Origin of the sequence: Lacrimispora sp. 210928-DFI.3.58, from assembly GCF_020554865.1 — a bacterium.
In the GTDB taxonomy this organism is placed as follows: Bacteria; Bacillota; Clostridia; order Lachnospirales; family Lachnospiraceae; genus Enterocloster.
Genome location: NZ_JAJCIC010000023.1, coordinates 1 through 20,624, shown reverse-complemented (window position 1 = coordinate 20,624; position 20,624 = coordinate 1). Strand labels below are relative to the sequence as shown.

24 protein-coding genes are annotated in these 20,624 nt (G+C 48.4%); 11 read left to right on the top strand and 13 right to left on the bottom strand.

The window, feature by feature from the left end; translation table 11 throughout:
• The first annotated feature begins 192 nt into the window (after positions 1-192).
• From LIZ87_RS14165 to LIZ87_RS14130, 8 genes are all read left to right on the top strand, one after another.
• Positions 193-624, top strand: a complete 432-nt coding sequence (locus LIZ87_RS14165) for a hypothetical protein (protein ID WP_227147965.1) — start codon at positions 193-195, stop codon at positions 622-624.
• The gene (gene dprA / locus LIZ87_RS14160; protein ID WP_178314673.1) at positions 615-1,745 is read left to right on the top strand and encodes a DNA-processing protein DprA; all 1,131 of its coding nucleotides are present in this window, start codon (positions 615-617) and stop codon (positions 1,743-1,745) included. Before LIZ87_RS14165 ends, dprA begins: the two co-directional genes overlap by 10 nt.
• A 65-nt stretch (positions 1,746-1,810) precedes the next feature.
• Complete coding sequence (gene topA, locus LIZ87_RS14155; RefSeq protein ID WP_227147963.1) at positions 1,811-3,898, top strand: type I DNA topoisomerase; 2,088 nt, start codon at positions 1,811-1,813, stop codon at positions 3,896-3,898.
• Between the two features lie 127 nt (positions 3,899-4,025).
• Positions 4,026-4,814, top strand: coding sequence for a GTP-sensing pleiotropic transcriptional regulator CodY (codY, locus tag LIZ87_RS14150; protein ID WP_227147961.1), 789 nt, complete (start codon positions 4,026-4,028; stop codon positions 4,812-4,814).
• A 220-nt stretch (positions 4,815-5,034) separates the two neighbouring features.
• Positions 5,035-5,781 carry a 30S ribosomal protein S2 gene (gene rpsB / locus LIZ87_RS14145; protein WP_178316371.1) on the top strand — a complete coding sequence of 249 codons (747 nt, stop codon included), beginning with the start codon at positions 5,035-5,037 and terminating at the stop codon, positions 5,779-5,781.
• A gap of 30 nt (positions 5,782-5,811) precedes the next feature.
• Entirely contained in the window at positions 5,812-6,756 is a 945-nt protein-coding gene (gene tsf / locus LIZ87_RS14140; protein WP_178316370.1) for a translation elongation factor Ts, read from the top strand.
• Positions 6,757-7,185: 429 nt separating this feature from the next.
• Complete coding sequence (locus tag LIZ87_RS14135) at positions 7,186-8,772, top strand: IS1182 family transposase (RefSeq protein WP_227147959.1); 1,587 nt, start codon at positions 7,186-7,188, stop codon at positions 8,770-8,772.
• A 503-nt stretch (positions 8,773-9,275) separates the two neighbouring features.
• Positions 9,276-9,461 carry a hypothetical protein gene (locus LIZ87_RS14130; protein ID WP_178316368.1) on the top strand — a complete coding sequence of 62 codons (186 nt, stop codon included), beginning with the start codon at positions 9,276-9,278 and terminating at the stop codon, positions 9,459-9,461.
• Positions 9,462-9,538: 77 nt separating this feature from the next.
• On the opposite strand, the gene LIZ87_RS14125 is transcribed toward LIZ87_RS14130, so the two are convergent.
• The 8 genes from LIZ87_RS14125 to LIZ87_RS14090 form a co-directional block, all read right to left on the bottom strand.
• Complete coding sequence (locus LIZ87_RS14125; RefSeq protein ID WP_227147957.1) at positions 9,539-11,020, bottom strand: recombinase family protein; 1,482 nt, start codon at positions 11,018-11,020, stop codon at positions 9,539-9,541.
• An 85-nt stretch (positions 11,021-11,105) separates the two neighbouring features.
• Complete coding sequence (locus LIZ87_RS14120) at positions 11,106-11,282, bottom strand: hypothetical protein (protein WP_198286315.1); 177 nt, start codon at positions 11,280-11,282, stop codon at positions 11,106-11,108.
• Positions 11,283-11,391: 109 nt separating this feature from the next.
• Positions 11,392-11,592 carry a hypothetical protein gene (locus LIZ87_RS14115; protein ID WP_227148080.1) on the bottom strand — a complete coding sequence of 67 codons (201 nt, stop codon included), beginning with the start codon at positions 11,590-11,592 and terminating at the stop codon, positions 11,392-11,394.
• 192 nt (positions 11,593-11,784) lie between these two features.
• Positions 11,785-12,207 carry a sigma factor-like helix-turn-helix DNA-binding protein gene (locus tag LIZ87_RS14110; RefSeq protein WP_215685245.1) on the bottom strand — a complete coding sequence of 141 codons (423 nt, stop codon included), beginning with the start codon at positions 12,205-12,207 and terminating at the stop codon, positions 11,785-11,787.
• 526 nt (positions 12,208-12,733) lie between these two features.
• Complete coding sequence (locus LIZ87_RS14105) at positions 12,734-12,922, bottom strand: cysteine-rich KTR domain-containing protein (RefSeq protein WP_082402094.1); 189 nt, start codon at positions 12,920-12,922, stop codon at positions 12,734-12,736.
• Positions 12,923-12,931: 9 nt separating this feature from the next.
• Positions 12,932-13,576 carry an ABC-2 transporter permease gene (locus LIZ87_RS14100; protein ID WP_227147955.1) on the bottom strand — a complete coding sequence of 215 codons (645 nt, stop codon included), beginning with the start codon at positions 13,574-13,576 and terminating at the stop codon, positions 12,932-12,934.
• Positions 13,573-14,433, bottom strand: a complete 861-nt coding sequence (locus LIZ87_RS14095) for an ABC transporter ATP-binding protein (RefSeq protein ID WP_227147952.1) — start codon at positions 14,431-14,433, stop codon at positions 13,573-13,575. Before LIZ87_RS14095 ends, LIZ87_RS14100 begins: the two co-directional genes overlap by 4 nt.
• 1 nt (position 14,434) lies before the next feature.
• Positions 14,435-14,809: a GntR family transcriptional regulator gene (locus LIZ87_RS14090; protein WP_054323360.1), complete on the bottom strand. Its 375-nt coding sequence runs from the start codon at positions 14,807-14,809 to the stop codon at positions 14,435-14,437.
• Between the two features lie 187 nt (positions 14,810-14,996).
• Here LIZ87_RS14090 and LIZ87_RS14085 point away from each other — a divergent pair, with 187 nt between their 5' ends.
• Entirely contained in the window at positions 14,997-15,353 is a 357-nt protein-coding gene (locus LIZ87_RS14085) for a helix-turn-helix transcriptional regulator (RefSeq protein WP_227147950.1), read from the top strand.
• 202 nt (positions 15,354-15,555) lie between these two features.
• Here the strand turns inward: LIZ87_RS14085 and LIZ87_RS14080 are convergent, their stop codons facing one another.
• The 5 genes from LIZ87_RS14080 to LIZ87_RS14060 all read right to left on the bottom strand — a co-directional run bounded on the left by LIZ87_RS14080 (position 15,556) and on the right by LIZ87_RS14060 (position 18,618).
• Complete coding sequence (locus LIZ87_RS14080) at positions 15,556-16,902, bottom strand: relaxase/mobilization nuclease domain-containing protein (protein WP_227147948.1); 1,347 nt, start codon at positions 16,900-16,902, stop codon at positions 15,556-15,558.
• A gap of 147 nt (positions 16,903-17,049) precedes the next feature.
• Entirely contained in the window at positions 17,050-17,340 is a 291-nt protein-coding gene (locus tag LIZ87_RS14075; RefSeq protein ID WP_227147946.1) for a CD1845 family protein, read from the bottom strand.
• Between the two features lie 159 nt (positions 17,341-17,499).
• Positions 17,500-17,847, bottom strand: coding sequence for a plasmid mobilization protein (locus LIZ87_RS14070; protein WP_227147944.1), 348 nt, complete (start codon positions 17,845-17,847; stop codon positions 17,500-17,502).
• Positions 17,844-18,008 carry a hypothetical protein gene (locus LIZ87_RS14065; protein ID WP_227147942.1) on the bottom strand — a complete coding sequence of 55 codons (165 nt, stop codon included), beginning with the start codon at positions 18,006-18,008 and terminating at the stop codon, positions 17,844-17,846. The genes LIZ87_RS14070 and LIZ87_RS14065 overlap by 4 nt, the downstream gene beginning before the upstream one ends.
• Before the next feature lie 10 nt (positions 18,009-18,018).
• Positions 18,019-18,618: a hypothetical protein gene (locus tag LIZ87_RS14060; RefSeq protein WP_227147941.1), complete on the bottom strand. Its 600-nt coding sequence runs from the start codon at positions 18,616-18,618 to the stop codon at positions 18,019-18,021.
• A 753-nt stretch (positions 18,619-19,371) separates the two neighbouring features.
• Between LIZ87_RS14060 and LIZ87_RS14055 the strand changes: the two genes are divergently transcribed.
• Both LIZ87_RS14055 and LIZ87_RS14050 read left to right on the top strand, forming a co-directional pair.
• Positions 19,372-19,989 (top strand): helix-turn-helix domain-containing protein, encoded by a 618-nt coding sequence (locus tag LIZ87_RS14055; protein ID WP_227147939.1) that lies wholly within the window; start codon positions 19,372-19,374, stop codon positions 19,987-19,989.
• 26 nt (positions 19,990-20,015) lie between these two features.
• Entirely contained in the window at positions 20,016-20,408 is a 393-nt protein-coding gene (locus tag LIZ87_RS14050) for a hypothetical protein (protein WP_227147937.1), read from the top strand.
• Positions 20,409-20,624: the final 216 nt, after the last annotated feature.

The following is a 20,624-nucleotide window of genomic DNA, read 5'->3' as shown; positions in this document are numbered from 1 at the left end:
AATGAGTGTTTTATGTGTAATTAACATAGTTGGACTTTAAGGTTTATACTGTCTTATATCTAATTTCTATTTTATATATAGAAATTAAGATCGTTATTAAGGATATAATTCATATTGATTTAGAAAATAAGGATATCATCATTTTGGATGTAATGTATAATGGAAACGCCAGTTTTAAAATTCCTATTTCATGTGTTAATTTATCTCAACATAAACAGAATTTCCAGGCCAATTCTGGAGAGGTTTGATATCTGCGCTGAGGCAGCGCCCGTATCCTTTTACGAATTAAACCAGGAAAATGCGGCCAATGAAGACTCTGCATCCATACGAAGCCGGGTGGAAATGGCGAGAAAGATACAGAAAAAACGTTTTGAAGGAAAAAAGATACGGTTTAACAGCCGCATGGGCCAGAGCGAGATTAAACAGTTCTGCAAACTGGGCAGAGAGGAGCAGGCCTTTGCACGCCAGGTATATGAGTCCAGAGGGATCAGTGCCAGAGGTTACCACAAGGTCTTAAAGGTAGCCAGGACCATTGCTGACCTGGCGGGAGAGGAGAATATTCAGCGGGAGCATCTGGCAGAGGCTTTCGGATACAGAACATTGGAGGAAAAGCTATGGGGTTGAGGGGAGAAAAAGGGGCTGGTCATTTGAGAGAGAAGGTATACCTCCACTGGCTTTGCAGCGCCCCTTTTCTGGGAGCAGTATCCATACGAAAGATCGGAGAGGCAGCAGGGAATTTTCAGAATGCATATTATATAGAAGGAACAGAATTAAAAGACAGAGGGATTTTCCGTTCAGAGCAGAAAGCCAAGGAATATGACGGGTGGAAGGGGGAATTTTCAAGGACAGAGGAGGTGTACGAAGGACTGCAAGAGCAGGGGACCCGGTTTTTGACCCCATTGGATGGGGAATATCCCAAAAGACTGCTGCATATGTATGACTATCCTATGGGGCTTTATGTTAAGGGGGAACTTCCGGCAGAGGATCATCCTACAGCGGCTATCATTGGCGCCAGAAACTGCACTGCTTACGGTCAGCAAGCCGCTAAATACATAGGGAGGGAGCTGGCAGAGAGCGGTGTGCAGATCATAAGCGGCCTTGCCCTGGGAATCGATGGAGCAGGACACGCAGGAGCTCTGGAGGGCGGAGGGAAGACCTTTGGCGTTCTGGGCTGTGGTGTCAATATTTGCTATCCGCGGACAAACTATACGCTGTATGACCGTATGCTGTCCCAGGGAGGCCTGCTGTCAGAATACCCGCCCGGTACAGCACCTATACCCCAGAATTTTCCAGTACGAAACCGTATCATAAGTGGCCTTTCTGATGTGATCCTGGTGATCGAGGCCAAAAAGAAAAGCGGTTCCCTTATTACAGTGGAGATGGGCCTGGAACAGGGAAAGGAGATCTTTGCAATGCCAGGACGGATAAGTGATGCCTTGAGCGAGGGTTGTAACAGCCTGATACAGGCAGGGGCGAATATTTTAACCTGCCCATCCGATGTTCTGAATTATCTGGGGATTTTTCACAAAAAAGGGGAAAATCCTTGTGAAAAAGCTGAAAAGGGACTTGCAAAGATTGAAAAAATGGTGTATAGTGTGCTGGATTCCGAACCCCGCCATCTGGAGGAGATCGCATCCAGATCAGGTCTTTCTGTCAGTCAGTCTATGAATGCCCTTATGGAGCTGGAGCTGGGAGGCTATGCAGTGCGGACTGCGGGTTTATACTATATCCGTGGGATCAGATAAACGGAAACCAAAACACAGATCAAGCTGTGATAGAAGAATATTGCAACGGGAATAAGGAGTTTATAATGGCGAATCATCTGGTTATAGTGGAGTCACCTGCAAAGGTGAAGACCATTAAGAAATTTTTGGGGGCGAATTACGAGGTGGATGCATCGGGAGGGCATGTGAGAGATCTTCCGAAGAGTCAGCTTGGCTTTGATGCAGAGCACGATTATGAGCCAAAATACATTACAATCAGAGGAAAAGGAGATATCCTGGCAAAGCTCCGCAAGGAGGTAAAGAAGGCAGATAAGATCTATCTGGCAACGGACCCTGACCGCGAGGGAGAGGCCATATCCTGGCATCTTATGAAGGCATTAAAGCTGGATGAGGTAAAGGGAAAGGATGTATACCGTATAAGCTTTAACGAGATCACAAAAAATGCAGTAAAAGCGTCATTAAAGTCGCCGAGAGCCCTTGACATGAACCTGGTGAATGCCCAGCAGACCAGAAGAATGCTGGACCGCATGGTCGGATACCGCATCAGCCCGCTTTTATGGGCAAAGGTAAAGAGAGGCTTAAGCGCAGGCAGAGTGCAGTCGGTAGCCTTGCGTATGATCTGTGACAGGGAGGATGAGATCAATGCATTTATCCCGGAGGAATATTGGAATCTGGAGGCATTTTTCCAGCTAAAGGGCAGCAGGAAGCCTCTTGTTGCGAAATACTATGGACCGAGGGATGCAAAAAACGGAAAATCCACCATACACAGCAGGGAAGAGCTGGACGCAGTGTTAAAGGAGCTGGAAGACTGTTCCTACGAGGTGGAGGAGGTAAAACGCGGAGAGCGTGTAAAAAAGGCACCTATCCCATTTACCACCAGCACACTTCAGCAGGAGGCATCAAAGGTACTGAACTTTTCCACTCAGAAGACCATGCGCCTGGCCCAGCAGCTCTATGAGGGCGTGGAAGTCAAGGGACATGGCACGATCGGCCTGATCACCTATCTGCGTACGGATTCCACACGTATTGCGGAGGAGGCAGATGCAGCAGCCAGAAGCTTTGTGAAGGAGCATTATGGGGAGGATTACGTTGCTGCTGGTGAGACAGCAAAGAAGAGCAGCGGAAAGATACAGGATGCCCATGAGGCGATCCGTCCTACAGATATCAGCCTTACACCGGTTATTGTGAAGGAATCCCTCCAGCGTGACTTGTTCCGTCTATATCAGCTGATCTGGAAGCGTTTTACAGCAAGCCGTATGGCGCCGGCTGTTTATGAGACCACTTCCGTGAAGATCGGAGCAGGAAACCAGATGTTTACCACCTCTGCCTCCCGCCTGACCTTTGAAGGCTTTATGTCTGTTTATGTGGAGTCAGACGATGAAGATGAGAAGAACCAGGCTTTGGGAAATATTGAAAAGGGCACATTGCTTACGCTGGATAAGCTGGAGCCCAGTCAGCATTTTACCCAGCCTCCGGCACATTTTACAGAGGCCTCTCTCGTAAAAGCAATGGAAGAACAGGGAATCGGACGCCCAAGCACCTATGCCCCTACCATTACCACTATCATTGCGAGAAGGTACGTGGTAAAGGAGAACAAAAATCTGTATGTGACAGAGCTGGGCGAGGTAGTCAACCGCATTATGAAAACCTCTTTCCCCAGTATCGTGGATTTAAGCTTTACCGCCAATATGGAGTCCCTTCTTGACCGGGTGGAGGATGGCACCGTTGCATGGAAGACAGTCATCCGAAATTTCTATCCGGATCTGGACGAGGCAGTGAAGATTGCAGAGAAAGAGCTGGAGTCCGTCAAGATCGAGGATGAGGTGACAGAGGAGGTCTGCGATCTCTGCGGCCGCAACATGGTGATCAAATACGGCCCTCACGGGAAGTTTCTGGCATGTCCCGGCTTCCCCGAATGCAAGAATACAAAGCCCTATCTGGAAAAGATCGGTGTACCCTGCCCGAAATGCGGCAAGGAACTGGTGCGTAAGAAGACAAAGAAGGGCCGTTTATACTTTGGATGTGAAAATAATCCTGAGTGCGATTTCCTTTCCTGGCAGAAGCCTTCCATACAGAAATGCCCGTCCTGCGGCTCATATATGGTAGAGAAGGGGAACAAGCTTCTCTGCGCGAATGAGTCCTGTGGCTACCGCATGGACAAAAAGGAAGACTAAAGTATCAAAATATTAAAATAATCGAAAACTTCAAAAAACTATTGTTATTGCTCAAGAATTGTGCTAAAATTCAATTATTAGTGAAGCATTTTTCGGGTATACCATCTGGATAAGGAGGTTTTTGATTATGAGCGTTCAATTGTTGGACAAAACAAGAAAAATAAACAAGCTATTGCATAACAACAATTCTCATAAAGTGGTATTTAACGACATCTGCAAAGTCTTGAGCGAGATCCTGCTGTCAAACATTCTTGTTATCAGTAAAAAGGGCAAGGTGCTGGGAGTAAGCATTTGGCCAGGAGTTGATGAGATCGAGGAGCTGATCGAAGACCAGGTGGGCGGCTATGTGGATAAGATGCTGAATGAGCGCCTGCTGAGCGTACTGTCAACAAAGGAAAATGTAAATCTGGCAACCCTGGGCTTTGCGGAGGAGAATGTAAAGAAGTATCAGGCAATCATCACTCCTATTGATATTGCGGGAGAGCGCCTTGGTACTCTGTTCATCTACAAGTCAGACAGCCAGTACGACATTGATGACATTATCTTAAGCGAATACGGAACCACAGTAGTAGGTCTTGAGATGATGCGTTCCGTCAATGAGGAGAACGCAGAGGAGACGAGAAAGGTCCAGATCGTGAAGTCAGCGATCAGCACATTGTCCTTCTCCGAGCTGGAGGCCATTATCCATATTTTTGAGGAGCTGGATGGAAATGAAGGGATCCTGGTGGCAAGCAAGATTGCTGACCGTGTAGGCATCACCCGTTCCGTTATTGTCAATGCGTTGCGAAAGTTTGAGAGCGCCGGTGTCATTGAGTCACGGTCCTCCGGTATGAAAGGCACCTACATCAAGGTGCTGAATGATGTGGTATTTGATGAGCTGAAGACGATCAAAGCGTCCAACAGCAATCTGAAATAAATATTATTAAGAAATTCATCAGCCAGTCTGCAAAAAATACTTGCATACTGGCTGCTTTTATGATATATTTGAAAGGCTGACAAAAAACACGTCTGTGGATTCTACGGAATGGTGCCTGTGACTGGTTCCAGGTCTTCCGGGAAGTACGAGAAACGGGCGGAAGCGGCCGGAGAACCAGCTTAAGCGGTTCCGGCGAAAAAACCAAATGGAGGAAAAGAACATGAGCGTTATTTCAATGAAGCAGTTACTGGAAGCTGGTGTGCACTTCGGCCACCAGACAAGAAGATGGAACCCTAAGATGGCTCCTTACATCTATACCGAGAGAAACGGTATCTACATCATCGACTTACAGAAGTCTGTAGGCAAGGTGGACGAGGCTTACAAGGCAGTATCCGATATCGCTGCAGAGGGTGGCACCATCCTGTTTGTAGGAACTAAGAAGCAGGCTCAGGAAGCAATCAAGACAGAGGCAGAGCGCTGCGGTATGTACTATGTGAATGAGAGATGGCTGGGCGGCATGCTGACCAACTTTAAGACCATCCAGAGCCGTGTTGCAAGACTGAAAGAGATCGAGACCATGTCCCAGGACGGCACCTTCGATGTTCTTCCTAAGAAGGAAGTGATCCAGTTAAAGAAGGAATGGGAGAAGTTAGAGAAGAACCTGGGCGGCATCAAGGAGATGAAGAAGCTGCCGGATGCTATCTTCGTAGTAGATCCTAAGAAGGAGCACATCTGCATCCAGGAAGCTCACAATCTGGGCATCACCCTGATCGGTATCGTTGATACCAACTGTGATCCGGAGGAGCTGGATTATGTTATCCCTGGCAACGATGATGCTATCAGAGCCGTTAAGCTGATCGTTTCCAAGATGGCTGACGCTGTGATCGAGGCAAAGCAGGGCGAAGTATTAGAGGGTGCAATGGAGCTTGAGATTCCTGTTGATACCTTTGAGGCAGAGGCAGAATAAATTAAACGCTTATATTTGGAGGGAAAAATCATGGCAGCAGTAACCGCAGCAATGGTAAAAGAATTAAGAGAAATGACTGGCGCCGGCATGATGGACTGCAAGAAGGCACTTGCAGCTACTGACGGCGATATGGACAAGGCTGTTGAGTTCTTAAGAGAGAAGGGACTTGCAGGCGCAGCAAAGAAGGCTGGCCGTATTGCAGCCGAGGGTATTGTAGCTACCACACTGACAGAGGATGGCAAGAAGGCAGTTGTTGTTGAGGTTAACGCAGAGACAGACTTCGTTGCTAAGAACGAGAAGTTCCAGTCCTTTGTAGCTGATGTAGCAGCACAGGCTCTGACAACAACCGCAGCTGATATGGACGGTTTCATGGCTGAGAAGTGGGCAAAGGATGAGACCCTTACTGTTAAGGAAGCCCTTGCATCTCAGATCTCCATCATCGGCGAGAACATGAATATCCGCCGTTACGAGCAGGTAGAGGAGGCAAATGGCTTTGTTGCTTCTTACATCCATGCAGGCGGCAAGATCGGCGTTCTGGTTGACGTTGAGACTGACGTTGTAAACGATGCAGTAAAAGAGATGGCTAAGAACGTAGCAATGCAGGCAGCTGCATTAAAGCCGATGTTCACCAACAGAGACGAAGTAAGCGCAGACTTCATCGAGCATGAGAAGGCAATCCTGATGGCTCAGATCCAGAATGATCCAAAGGAAGCTTCCAAGCCAGAGAAGGTAATCCAGGGCATGATCCAGGGCCGTATCAACAAGGAGCTCAAGGAGTTCTGTCTGCTTGATCAGGTTTATGTAAAGGCAGAGGACGGCAAGCAGTCCGTAGCTCAGTACGTAGCACAGGTTGCTAAGGCAAACAGCGCCAACATCAAGATCAAGAAGTTCGTTCGTTTCGAGACCGGCGAGGGCTTGGAGAAAAAGAATGAGGACTTTGCGGCTGAGGTGGCAAAGCAGATGGCTGGAAAATAATTGTTATCATCCCATTGAAAACAGGCCAAAAATCCGAATAAAAAAGGGAAAACAGTAGAAGAACCGTTTAGGACTAAGAATCCTTTACGGTTCTTTTTTTATTACCAATTGTCAATGATTTTGTGCTGAATCCGTTCCTGAACAGGTATGGATTCAGTGCCAGCTCCATCGCTTTTTTTAAAAATTGAAAAAATTGGGAATCTTAATTAAGAGAATTTTTATTTCCTCCTCTTAACTACTCAGATGCAGGCTCAGTTTTTGGGCGCTTTTTAGGGATAATGGGACTGCTTTTGAACGGATCTCGACATTCCGAATTTCATAGGGGCTGTTGCACAACTAAGGTTGACTTAGTTGTGTGGCAACCCCTTCTTTCTGCCCCCAAAACAGGAAACGGGTCCCAAAGGACCCGCATCCGTGGTATAATTAAGTATGACAAGTACAAAAAAATACCATAAGAATTATACCGAATTTCAAGATACTTATCAACTGGTTCTTCCATTAAATTTGGAAGGATTGATTCCTGAAGATGAATCGGTTCGCCTGCTAAGCCACATATTGGAGGGATTAGACTATCACAGTCTTTATCAGGCGTACTCCCGTGAAGGGAGAAATCCTGCAGTCGAACCCAGCCTCATGTTTAAGCTCCTGGTATACGCTTACTCGCAGGGGATCTATTCCAGCAGAAAGATCGAGCAGGCCTGCCGCCGTGATATCAACTTCATGTGGCTTTTAGCCGGCTGCAAGGCTCCAGACCTCTGTACGATAGCCCGATTCCGCACTCACTTTCTGAAAGAAGCCTGCGAGGATCTCTTTGGACAACTGGCCCGAATCCTGTTGGGATCCGGAGAAGCCAGCGGCAAGAACCTGTTCGTGGACGGGACAAAGATCGAATCCAGAGCCAACAAATATACCTTTGTCTGGAGGAAGGCAGTGGGGAAGCATGAAGCCAGGATGCAGGACCAGGTGAGTGGACGCATGACTGAGATCAATGAGGAGCATATCGAAAGCCTTGCGTTCTCACCGGAAACAGCGGCACAGTGTCTGGAGGAAAAGATGCAGTCACAGGGGATCGTCCCGGTACACGGGCGCGGGAAGCGAAAGAGCCGGATCCAAAAAGACCAGGAATACCTGAGGGATTGTCTGGAACGCCAGAAACGCTATGATACCCATAAGAAAAACCTTAAGGGGCGGAACAGTTATTCTAAGACCGATCCGGATGCCACCTTCATGCATATGAAAGATGACCACATGAGGAATGCCCAGCTCAAACCGGGCTATAACATCCAGATCGGGGTAGACAGCGAATACATCATGGGAGCAGGCGTGTTCCCTGACCGGAATGACATGAATACTCTGATCCCATTCGTGAGCCATATGGAAGAGACGCTGCGCCATAAATACGGGAGTGTCACTGCGGATGCCGGATATGAGAACGAGGAGAATTATCTCTGGCTGGAAAAGGAAGGGAAGACAGCGTATATCAAGCCATTGACCTATGAGAAATGGAAGAAACGCAGTTTCAGGAAAGAGATCGGCCGCCGAGAGAACATGACATATCTGGAAGAGGCAGACTGCTATGTCTGTGACTATGGCCGTATCCTGTGGAACGTAGGGAGGAAGAAAAAGACGAGCGTGACGGGATATGAGTCCTGCCAGGACATCTATCGCTGCGAGGACTGCACCGGCTGTCCCCATTTTGGGGGCAGATGCACCAGATCCCGAAAAGGGAAGCAGCTGTATGTGTCGAAAGTGCTGATCGCAAAGCGGGAAGTGTCCCTGAAGAACATTATGAGCAGGGAAGGGATCCGTTACCGGATGAACCGATCGATCCAGGTAGAGGGAGCATTTGGGGTGCTGAAGCATGACTACGGGTTCGACCGATTTCTGACCTGCGGGAAAATCAATGTAAGAATCAAGTTTCTTCTGCTGTGTATGGGCTACAACATCAACAAACTGCACGCCAAGATTCAGGGGGACCGGCTGAAAAGCCATCTCCATGAACCGAAAACAGCATAAGAAGACAACAGAAAAACAGATCGTTTATTAAAGTACGCCAAATCCCGGCCGAGATATCCACAAATGATATCTGAGCCGGGATTTCTGAGTTAAAAACGAAGGAGCGTTGCTCCTGACCCGAAATCATTCAGATTTCAGGTCATTGTGCAACACTCCCTGGGGTGGTGAAATGCGAGAAACAAAAATAGCCGGTTTTGCGGAAAAATTGGTAAAAATCTGGTACGACTGATATTTATACTCATGTGACAGATGAAAAATATCAGGAGGGGATTGGAAAGTTTGGACGGGCGATGGAGCCTGCCGGACAAGAAGATACAGCGGAAAATGTTGGGATGATGCAGATATTGCAGTGATTTGCATATATTTAAATCAGGAAAGGGTAAAAAATACAGACAGAGGATGAGGAATCTGAAAAATGCATAAACTGATTGAAAAAGGGTGTATGAGGTGATAAGATATTTATAGAAACAAGAGAAAGACTTTGTTGTAGAGGAGGTGACAGAATGGCTACGTCAAGTATAACTGATAATATCGTGATTCGTGATCCCAAACAAGTGGAGGCATTTGCAGATGCGGTTGAGAAAGCAGCCCAGAATCCGCTTGGACGCAGAACAACATCTGTCCGTATGGTGAGAGATAAATCTGAGTTTATACAGTTAATGGAAAAAAGGAGACAGCTGCATGGATAGAATGCCATCAGTGGAACAATTTGTTTGTGTTAATATAAACTATTTTTTACAAAGGCATAATGCCGAGTGAAAAGATTTTAGATTTTCCAGTGGATTGTAACTTCCTCACTGGTAGCGTCAATTTGTGATATGAGAATATCAACCACCTTGCGCTTATCGTCAAAGCTCACGGACTCCCAATCATCCAGATAGCCCGTAATGCTGTCAATCTGTGAAGCGGAAACGGAATTAGCGGTGAGGTCGGCCACCAGCTTTAGCTGCTTTTGACGTTCCGCGTCCAGTTCCTCAATCCGGTTATTTGCGTATTGCAGGAGCAGCGGGTTTGCCCCGGACAAAGTGTCCAGAAGTTTCTCGATCTCGCTCTCTGTCTTTGCAAGGGCAACACGGGCGGCGGTCAGCTTCGGATTATAGCTTTGTTCCTGTCCGCCTTTCAGCGTGTGGAATTTCTGCATCTTCTTAACCATCTCGCCGTACACAAACGCCTCCATGTTTTGCGTTGTCAGCGTACCGGCCCCCTCACAGCTCCCATTTTCCGCCCGCTGTTTGCACCGCAGGTAGGTAACGCCATTTTGGGCTCTCAGAGCAGCCAGCGCATAGCCGCAGCGCCCGCACTTGATTTTCCCGGCCAGCCATGTATTATGGCATTTGCGGCCATTCTGGAAAGAGGTGTTCTGTGACAGCTTGCGCTGAACAGTCAGCCAGAGCTGGGAAGAAATGCGGCCCTGGTGCGGGGCGATCACAAGAATTGGCTCCTCACCCTCGCGCCCTTGATAGAGATAGCAGCTGTTGTCCCCTGTGAACATTTCCGGGGGACTTTCAATTTTTACGCCCTGGGCCTTGAAGTATTCGTAGATGTCCATATCAGCCTGGACATAAACGGGGTTTCTCAGTAGTTTGGAGATAAAGGCCCGCTGGAGTGCCTTGTCATAGACCTTGATGGAGTGTTTGACAAAGTACCGTGTTATATCGCCATAGGAATTGCTCGGCTCCGCATACATTTGAAACATGAGCTCGGCAAAATCCATTTCCGCATTTTCCACCAGCTTCTTTGTCTTGATCCCGTCCATGACGATGGGCTCGGTATCAAAGCCGTATGGTGTCCGGCCACGCATATAGTAGCCTTTGGCACACCGGGAATAGAAAGCGTCCTGCACACGCATCTGGATGCTCTCACGTTCAAGCTGGGCAAAGACAATGCAGATATTGAGCATCGCCCGGCCCATCGGGGTGGAAGTATCAAATTTTTCCGTACAGGAAACAAACTCCACATCGTATTGCTTGAACAGCTCCATGAGCTTTGCAAAGTCCACAATGGAGCGGCTGATCCGATCCAGCTTATAGACAATCACCCGCTTAATCAGGCCCAGCCGGATGTCCTGCAAGAGCCGCTGGAAGTCGGGGCGCTCAATGTTCTTGCCGGAATACCCTTTGTCTTTGTATTCCTTTGCCTCACCGCCTTTTAACTCATATCGGCAAAATTCAAATTGACTTTCAATGCTGATACTGTCCTTTTTGTCAATCGACTGCCGCCCGTAAATTGCATCAATTCTATTATCCATAATTAGCTCCCTTTCTGTCCGTTGGGAGCCAACCTACAAGTATATTGTACCTCTGCCGCCCCCTTACAACAAGGATGACTCCGGTCTACCCCCGCTGCCCGGCATACTTGCGGAACACGTCAAACAGCCGCCGCTCGATCTCGCGGTTGTGCTTTTCCAGCTCCTGCGGGGAAAAAACGGGGGTGAGATTTTTGACGGTGATCGTCCGATCTCCGAGAACAGCCGTTTTGATTTCACTTTCATATTTGACCTGCGCCTGCATAAAATCCCTCCCATACAATCAAAGAATGTTTTGAAGCATAACAAAAGCCAGCACCACGAAAGTGCTGGCCTTTGGCTGGATATGTACCTCTGGACACTTTGTCCAGAAGTCAGTAAGGGCTTTCCTCATAGTGCTGCTGGGCCTCTTCCAGACTGCGGATGTCGAAAACCTCATAGAGTTCCGCCACCACGCGCCGGATGTCGTTGGGAGAAAACCCGCAGTTCTCCATAGCGTAGATGACATAGCCACGGCAGGCATTGTTGCTCCACGGCTGGGACAGCATAGCAGCCAACATAGGATCATAGTCCATTCTGGTATCCCTCACTTTCATAAATGGCGGGGAGCGCCGCGCTCATTTTCTTGCCCCGTCATAAGACAGCCATACTCGGCAGCGGCGCTCCCCCACAAAGGGGGCGGCGGCCTGCGGCCCCTGCGCCTCCTTTGCGGAGAAAACCTCCTCTCACATACCACCAGAAAAAGAGGGGTGAATGGAGATGATAACTTAGAAATTTTCCTGCAAATATTTTTTCATGCGGTCAATCCCGCATTTCACGGAGCAGCGGACGGCGCTCTTGTCCACTCCCTCCTCGCGGGCGATCTGACGGTAACTCTTTCCCAGGATCAAATGAGCGTCCACGCGGCGACCCTGGATTTCCGGCAAGGAGTTGAGGGCGTTCCACAGCCGGAAGAACAGCTCCTTGCGATCCATAAGTTCCTGGGGGCTGGGCTCGTGCAGGCAGGCGGAGTATTCGATCCCATCGTCACAATCCAGGGAATAATAAGCCTTGTTGTAGCGCACCCGTTCCGCATGGGCGGCCTCGCGCCGCTTACTGGCCATGAGTTCCTCGGCTACCTCGTCAGGCACCTCCACCAGCTCGTCCGTTAAGTACCAATAATAAAAATCTTTCAGATTGATCGTTGTCATAGCTTGTCCTCCATTTTGTTTCGGTTGATGGGTTGAGCGGAAACAAAATGGGGAGCTGGCGGGGAGCGGCACCCTGGGGAGCCGCCCCGCACCTCTGGACAAAGTGTCCAGAGGTCGGACAAACAAAATGCGCCTGCGTGACACAAGGCCACGCAAGCGCATGAAATGACAAATTCATTTATGTACTGCCAAATTTCGCATCCACCGCCGGACTGATCCTGTTGGGCGTATGGACTTTTTTTGACAGGTTAGGGGGATGGAAATGAAAAAAAGACACGGCGATACCTCCCGGACACCGCCGTATCCTTAAAAAAGGGCGACTTTAACACACCCCCCGTATTCTCATTTTTCAAAAAGAAAACGGCGGCCTTGTTTTTACAAAACCGCCGCTGGTAATGTAGAATAAGCGCACAAAATCGACCTGCCCGGCAACGGTTTTTTTCTTTTCCCCGTCGGGCGGGGCAGGCTGTTATCGTTTGTTATAAAGCAAAACAGAGCCGATAACATCCGAGGTTTTACCTCAGCGTTATCGGCTCTGCGTCTTAGCGTCTGGCTCTTTGATAACTGAAATATTTTGTTGTCGTACACTAATTAGCGTTTCCTGCTTACATTTCGGACAATACAGTGGGAACCGTTCAAGCACCGTGTCGTATCGAATACGCAGTCGTGTTTTACTGCCGCACACGGGACACATAATCCATTGAGTTTCACCCATGCCGAACCCTCAAAACAAATCAATACTTGAAAAGATTTTCTTGGATACAAACATAGAGAAAAGCCAAAGTGCGCCCCCGATCACCCAGAGCACGATATACATTACACCGGGAACGGCAGAGAACGATTGGGTAACTGTTACCGGTACTACGACAGAATTAGCCACGCTCATAAGTACAGGGCCAGCAACAACCAGCAGCATCGCAAACAGTTTTGTTTTTTCATACCCAAAGCGGTATTGAATGGGAAGGAATATACCCATGCAAATAACCTGAATCCAAAAAACAATGACAGCAGAGCGCACGAAATCAACAGCAGCCAACTGGGGAATCACTTGCATTTCGATACGGAATACCACACAGCAATAAAGATAAATCAAAAAGTAGAGCAGATACTTTTCCTCTACGAGTTTCCCTCTGTTATAAGGAGTGGCACAAAGCAGCGCCGTTGCTTTAGGATACATATTTTCCTTTTCGGAAACCGCAAGATTGAACGCGACAGAAGAAATAAAGACAGCCCCCGGAAGTGCAAACACTTCAAGCATTTGAGGTTGTTTCCAGACCAAGAGCACCGGCAGGCCCACCCCAATGAGAATAACCGCAGCCACATAGTTCTTTGCAATAATGCAATCCTTCTTCAACAGTTGTAAAATCATACGGGTTTACCCTCCTTCATGTGGGAAAGCATGATGTCCTCGACCGTCACTCGTTCAAATACAGCGTCCGGGAATATCCTCCTGGCTTCTTCCACTTGGTTGGTAACTCCCGTAAAACCGTATTTTGTTTGCTCCACTTTCAAGAACAGCTTTTTGGCTTCGGAGGGCAACAGGCCCTTTCCTTTTACGAGCCGATGGGTTTCCAACAGCATATCTTTATCTTCTTCAAACAGAATTTTGCCGTTGTCGATCATCACCAGCATATCCGCAGCTTTATCCAAATCGGAAGTGTTGTGTGTGGAGTAGAATACGGCCTTTCCGCCCTGATCCATAAATTCTTTCAAAATTTCAATGAATTGTTTTCTCACCAGAGGGTCAAGGCCACTTGTGGGTTCGTCCATAATCAGCAGCTCTGCATGGTGGGACAGCGCCAATGCCAATGAGAATTTCATTTTCATACCACGAGAGAGAGAAGAAATGGTCTGATCGGGCCTAAGAGAAAAAGCATCTAAGTAATGCGTATATGCCCCGTTGTCCCAATGGGAGTAGGAAGAAGCAATCAAGTTCTTCATCTGGGTCAAGGTTAATTCATCATAGAAAAATCCTTCGTCAAAGACGACTCCAATAGAATTTTTGAAAGATTTTTCTGCTTTCGATATGTCTTTACCCTTAAATTTTATGGTGCCAGCGTCATGGGAGATTAGGCGAAGAATGGAGCGTATGCAAGTAGTTTTTCCAGCGCCGTTTGCACCGATAAAACCTGTGATACAATCTTCATAAATCGAAAAGGACACCCCATTCAACTGAAAACCGGGATATGTCTTTTTTAGACCTTCCACCTCTAAAAGCGGTTGCATATTAGACCTCCTCATACAAAATATCCATCATCATGTTCAGTTCTTCTTTTGTGATTTTAAGTGATTTTGCTGTTTGAATCATATCCTGCATCTTCTGTTCAACAAGTCTGCGTTTAGAATCCCGCAACAATTCAAGATTGCTCGTTGATATGAATGTTCCTATACCAACTTGGCTGGTTACAAATCCCTCCTGCTCCAGTTCTTCATAAACCCGCCGTATTGTCAGAACACTTACAGACAGGTCATTCGCAAAGGTGCGGATGGATGGAAGGGGATCACCTTCCACCAGTTCCTCTTTCAAAATAGCATCTTTAATCTGATCCTTGATTTGCTGGTATAGGGGCGTATCAGAAGTATTTGAGATAACGATCTTCACAGGACTATCACCTCCTGTTCCGGTGTGCTGTTCCACAATACACACTATACACTATCATCACAATAAAGTCAAGGTTGTTCACTTTGAGAAATCTAATATACATGAAATAAAAAACTACATAATATAAAACTGTGTTTCGTTCTCATATTCAAACCCGAAATGTAGAATAATATAGGGTGATATGAGAATGTACCAATACGACAAACATCTTGATTTTCACGCCCTGGGCCGTGAGATCAAACGCAAACGGGAGGAAAAGGGCTGGACGCAGGAATACCTGGCCCAGCTTGTGGATCGCACCCCGCGCTCCATCATGTATATGGAGAACCGGGGCCAGAAACCAAGCCTCAATGTTTTTTACCAGCTTGTCACCCTGCTGGAAATTTCCGTGGATCAATTCTTTTTCCCGGACAAGCTCAACGGAGAGAGCACCTGCCGGAAACAGATAGATGTCATGCTCAATTCAATGGACGAAAAAGAGCTAACCGTAATGAAATACACAGCAGAGGGACTGCAAAAAGCCCGTGAAACGGGGGATGCGTAAGAGAAGCACGCGCCTCCGTTTTTTCATGCCATGTTGCGGGGGTGCGCGTTTTGGCAAGCAATTCGGGTGTGGCCACACTCCGAAATTTTCACAGGCCGCAGGCCCGTGAAAATGCTTGTTGGGGAGCTCCCCAAACCCGCTGAACTTCTGGACACTTTGTCCAGAAGTCCCGGCGCAAGCGCCTGTTGTCGGCGGCCCGGAGCTAACGCTCCTGGGCCTTATTTTTTTGCTCGTCCGCGTGGCCGAGCAGGTGATCGATATTCGCCTTGACTGCCACGGCCTGCCGCATATCCGCCTGGGCCTTGCGGTATTCCGCATAGAGGGCCTTTTTCTTTTCGGAGAGCTCCCGGTGCTGCTTTTTCAGCGTGTCCATTTTGGGGAGCTTTGCCCCGCCCAAAAGCTCACTCATAGCTGCCTTTGCCGCCCGGTAGTCTGCCAGCTCCGCCTCGTGCTGGGCCAGATATTTTCTGCTATACCGGGCAGCCTTGTAGCCGTCAAACACGGGCCGCGTCTTTGCGTACTGCACCACCGCGCCCATGAGCTCGGAGGTTTTGGCAAGGGCGGCCTCCGTGTCCCGCAGCTCCCCGGCCAGCTTGTGAGCCAGATCCACCGCCGCCTCCGTGCTGGATGCCAGCGCCGCATAGTCCATAAGATCGTGTTCCCGGAGATACAGGAGCGCGGCGGCCATCTGCTTTATGTTATAGACTTTGGCCCACCGCTCATAGGCCGGGCCCTTGCCCTGGGCCATGCGCTCTTGAATGTCGATGATCAGATTGACGCGCCGGGCCGGGGCCGGGCTGTCCTGGGGAAGCTCCGGGATGGGCCGCTCCCCGGCAATCGCCGCCCGGATGTCATCGGGATCGAAACCGGGGCCCAGGGTGGATGCCCGCAGGCGGGTGTACTTATCCTGCCCAGGGGCCAGGAACGAGATCGTGCCGCCCCGTCCATGCTTCACTTGAAAGCCGGACTCCTCCATGAGCCGCAGGAACGCCGGGAAGTCGGCGGGCTTTTTCCCCAGGGCCTCCACGATCCCCAGCCGTACCCGCTGCTGGGCTGAGGGGGGCTTTTCCCCGATCCATTGTCCATAGTGAAGAAAGCGGCCCTTACTGTGCTGCTTCGGATTTTGAATGACAGACAGCTCGTGCTCAATGCACACCCGGTCAGAGAGCCGCCGCACCGCAAAGCTGGAGCCGATGAAGTTATGGAATTTCCGGGAACAGTCCTGGGCGGTGGAGTTGTAATAAATGTGATTGTGAATGTGGCCCTTGTCAATGTGGGTACAGACAAAGAACTGATACTTGCCCTTTGTCCAGCGCATGGCCGTTTCATAGCCGATTTTGTTTGCCACCTCCGGCGTGACCTCGCCGGGCGGGAACGCCTGCCGGATCTGAAAGAACAGGGCCCCGCGCTCCACGGCCCGGCCCGTTTCCGCCTGGTACTGGCTTTTCAGCAGCAGGAACTCAGCGGGGGCGGATGCAGGATCACAGAGATAGGCAGACACAGCCCCCAGCTTTTTCGGATTGAGCCCATAGGCAAACCGCTCCTCCATTGTCTGGATGGCCGTTTTCCCAGCCGCTACCTTGTAGGGCCGGATGTAGGTTGTAGCGATAGCCGCACCTCCTTTCCCAGCAGAAAAAACGGGCGGCGGTCTGTTCCACCCGCCGCCCGGAACCTCTGGACAAAGTGTCCAGAAGTATCAGCTTGCCATAAAGTCCATCGCCGCATACTTTACCCCATGCAGGCGCTCCACCAGCCAGCCGCCCAGGGCTGGGAGCCCAAAGGGGGAAACCAGGAACGCCAGCACAAACATGGCGATGCAGCCTACTGTCTGCCCGGCCAGCAGGCAGAGGATCGCCAGCAGGGACAGGCCCACACACGCCACAACGCACACAGCACCAGCCACGCAGGACAGGAACGAGAGCACCGCCACGGCGAGGATCAGGGCCAGAATAAAGGGAGCCGCAATAATTTTTAAGATCGTCCGCATGGTTCATACCTCCTACAAAAGTTTGATATTTGCCTCTATATGTATATTATAACTCTGCGGGAGGGGGCCAACAAGGATGCCTCGGCTATCCCCACCTCTGGACAAAGTGTCCAGAAGTCGAGATAGCCGGGGAACGGCGCAGGGCCGCTCCCCGGCAGGTCAGAGCCGCACAATGGCGGAAAGCTTTTCCAGAAGATCGGACAGGGGCCGCCACAGCTTTTCATAGTCCCGCTGCAACGTCTTGATCTCCTCCGGGTAAATACCGCCGTAGGTGTTCGCCTGGATCGCCACCTGGTTTAAGTTGTTGGAGCACCGACGCTGGAGCGACACAAGCTCCTGGACGGGTGACAGGTCAACATGGAGCACATAGCCATTGAGGGCCATTTTCCGCATATAGGCCCCCATATTGCGGATACCCGCCTCGGCCATGCGCTCCTGGATCAGCGCCAGCTCCTCCTCGGACACCATCACATGAAGATGGATGGGGCGGCGGCGTTTCTTTGTCACCGCTCCTCCCGATCCAGGCTCCGGCTGGTGCGGGGCGGCTCCTTTACCTTGTCCAGCGCCTTGTCACGCTCCGGGGGCAGCGCGGGGATCGGCGTACCAAACACCCCGCAAAGCCGCTTCACTTCCAGATCAGCAAAATCCTGTTCATGCTTCTTGTCCATAATCGTCCTCCTATCTGTCGCCCCGGTCAGGGGCTTTCTTTTTGGGTGCGTCCGGGGCCCGCTGCTCCTGGGCTTCCCGTTGGGCTGCTTTCAGTTGTTCGGCAATCGGGCGGGGCCTGCCGCCCCTTTCCCGGCGCAGCTCGGAAATAACTGGGGCGGGACGGAGCTCATAGTCCGCCGCTTGCTTTTCTGTCAGCGGTTTGGTGTAGGTCAGATGGCCCCAGGCCAGGAACGCGCCGCCCTCTACCGGGACGCGCTGATCGTAGTTGACAATTTCATCCGGGGCATTGTGGGGCGGTTTAGGGAATGTCCCGATGTCCACCAGGCGCTGGGTGGAATAATACTTGTAAAGGCCGGGAGCCTCGACCTGTACGACCTTGACCTTGTAAAGCCGCTGGTAGTCCTGCACCCGGTCTGCAAAGTCCTTTTCCATAGCGTTCAGATCGTTGCCATAGTGCCCCCATTCATATTGCCGTTGGCCCTTTTCGTCATCGTAGCAGGCCCACGTTACATAGGGGGATGGGGCCGTGGGATGATGCCCCAGGGCAAAGCCCCGGCCATTTTCCAGCATAACAGCTTTCAGAATGGAATAGCCTTGATTTTTGTCCATTGTACCTCCTTTCCTGGATCGGGCAACTTCTGGACAAAGCGTCCAGAAGTCCCGCGCTAAAATGTTGACAGCATCCGGGCCAAACAGGGGCAGGCCGTAGAAACATACGGCCTGCCCCAAAAGCGGCCCCCAAAAGCCTTGTAAATGTAGGTTGTCATAAGGATTGTTGAAGAAATACTGAAAAATAAAGACTTATAGACAGTTACGGGTAAGGCTTGTAGTAAAATTAATATGGAATTGTAGATAGGCACATCTGATATTGAAAACGGGTGTGCTTTTCTATTGCTGTAAAACAGCATACTAATTCATTTCTGCTTGATTACTATATACTTATCAGAGCAGGATTTGTCAAGAACCTGTTGCGGAGCAATGCCTGCACTCTTGATAAAGCATGAACTGATAAGTATACTTCTGTCAGCAGAAAAAGAAGTAGTCTGAAAGGCAGAACAGGCAGACACCGTACGGAGTGCAAGGTGTCTGTCTGTCCTAGCCTTGCAGGAGTGGCATTAGCCACGACTGCTTTGCCCCTAGTATCTAACAGGGGGGCACAAATACAATAGGAAACAGTAATCTATATTCCCGAAACCCTGATGTTCTAAGGCTTTAACCAACATGGAAGTATATGTGATAAATTTGCAAAATGTCACATAACATTCATAATGCACCTTGAGGTTGCGAAAAAGAACTGAAAAGTTGATAGTGTTTGTAAATCAAGCTTGTTATAATTATTTAACAAGAGAGGAAGTGAACTAAATGAAACTATCAGAAAAAATACAGATACTACGTAAACGAGATGGATATTCGCAAGAGGAATTAGCGGAAATCTGCAATGTTAGCAGACAATCAATATCTAAATGGGAAGCCGATATTGCACTTCCAGAAACTGAAAAATTAATTATTTTAAGCAATACATTCAAAGTTACTGTTGATGTTTTACTGAAAGATTCTCTTTCAGTTGAGGGGATTAAGGAAGTGTCTTCCTGTGGGAATAATGCAATCAAAAAGAAAAAATCGGCTTTATTTGAGGGTGCGTTAATTAAAGAGAGCATTGAGGATGAGAATATATTAGATTATATTTATGTACACAAAGTTGAGTTATGGAATACTGGTGGAAAACCGAAATATTGGACAGTTATATTTTTTACTTCCGCTCAACCTGATTTCCCTGAATTAGTTTCAAAAGTAATGATTTCAGACGAAAATCGTGGAGGAAATTGGTTTGTTGATTTTAAACAGGAAAATATTAAATTCATTGTATTTAGAAACAAAATACTAAAATATGAAATTGGAAATGCTAAAGAGAAATCAATTGTTTGTGATGAGTGTCGCAAATTAGGAATCCCAGATGAACAAATGCACTGGCAAGAATGATATAGAATTACTAATTGGAGGTTCTAATGAAGAATAAGGTGTATATAGGCTATATTATTGATAAAAGCCAAAAGGATAAAACTATATTTAACAACTTGACGATAACAAACAAAAAAAGTATCTGGTTAGGCTTGATTATGATTTATGAAATTCAAGTAAGTGAAGACAAAATAAATACCGTAATTAATTGTTTGCAAAAAAATATGGTAGACCATATTGGATTTGTAAAACAGGAGTTTTATTTTCACTTTTATTGTGAGAATGAGTTGATTGTTGTTTATAGAAATAAAATATTTCATGCAACTGCTGATAAATCAACATGGGAAGCAGCTTATAATTATGGGAAAAGTTTGGGAATAAAGGAAAAGCAGTTAGATTTTTTAACACCCAGCGAAAACAAAGAACGCTATTTCTCATAAAATAACACGTATTCTGTCAATAACGATTTTAAGAGATTTGGTGAAAATCCTATAAGGTCAATACAGGAAGCAATACTGCATAGCGGTAAAGAAAAAAACCGTTATCCGAAGTATCGTTTTTATGTGCAATAAAATACTTAGACGACGGTTAATAAGCCGTCGTCAGACTGTAGACAAAGTCCCGAGCGAGAGCTCGGACTTTTCTACATTTATCGC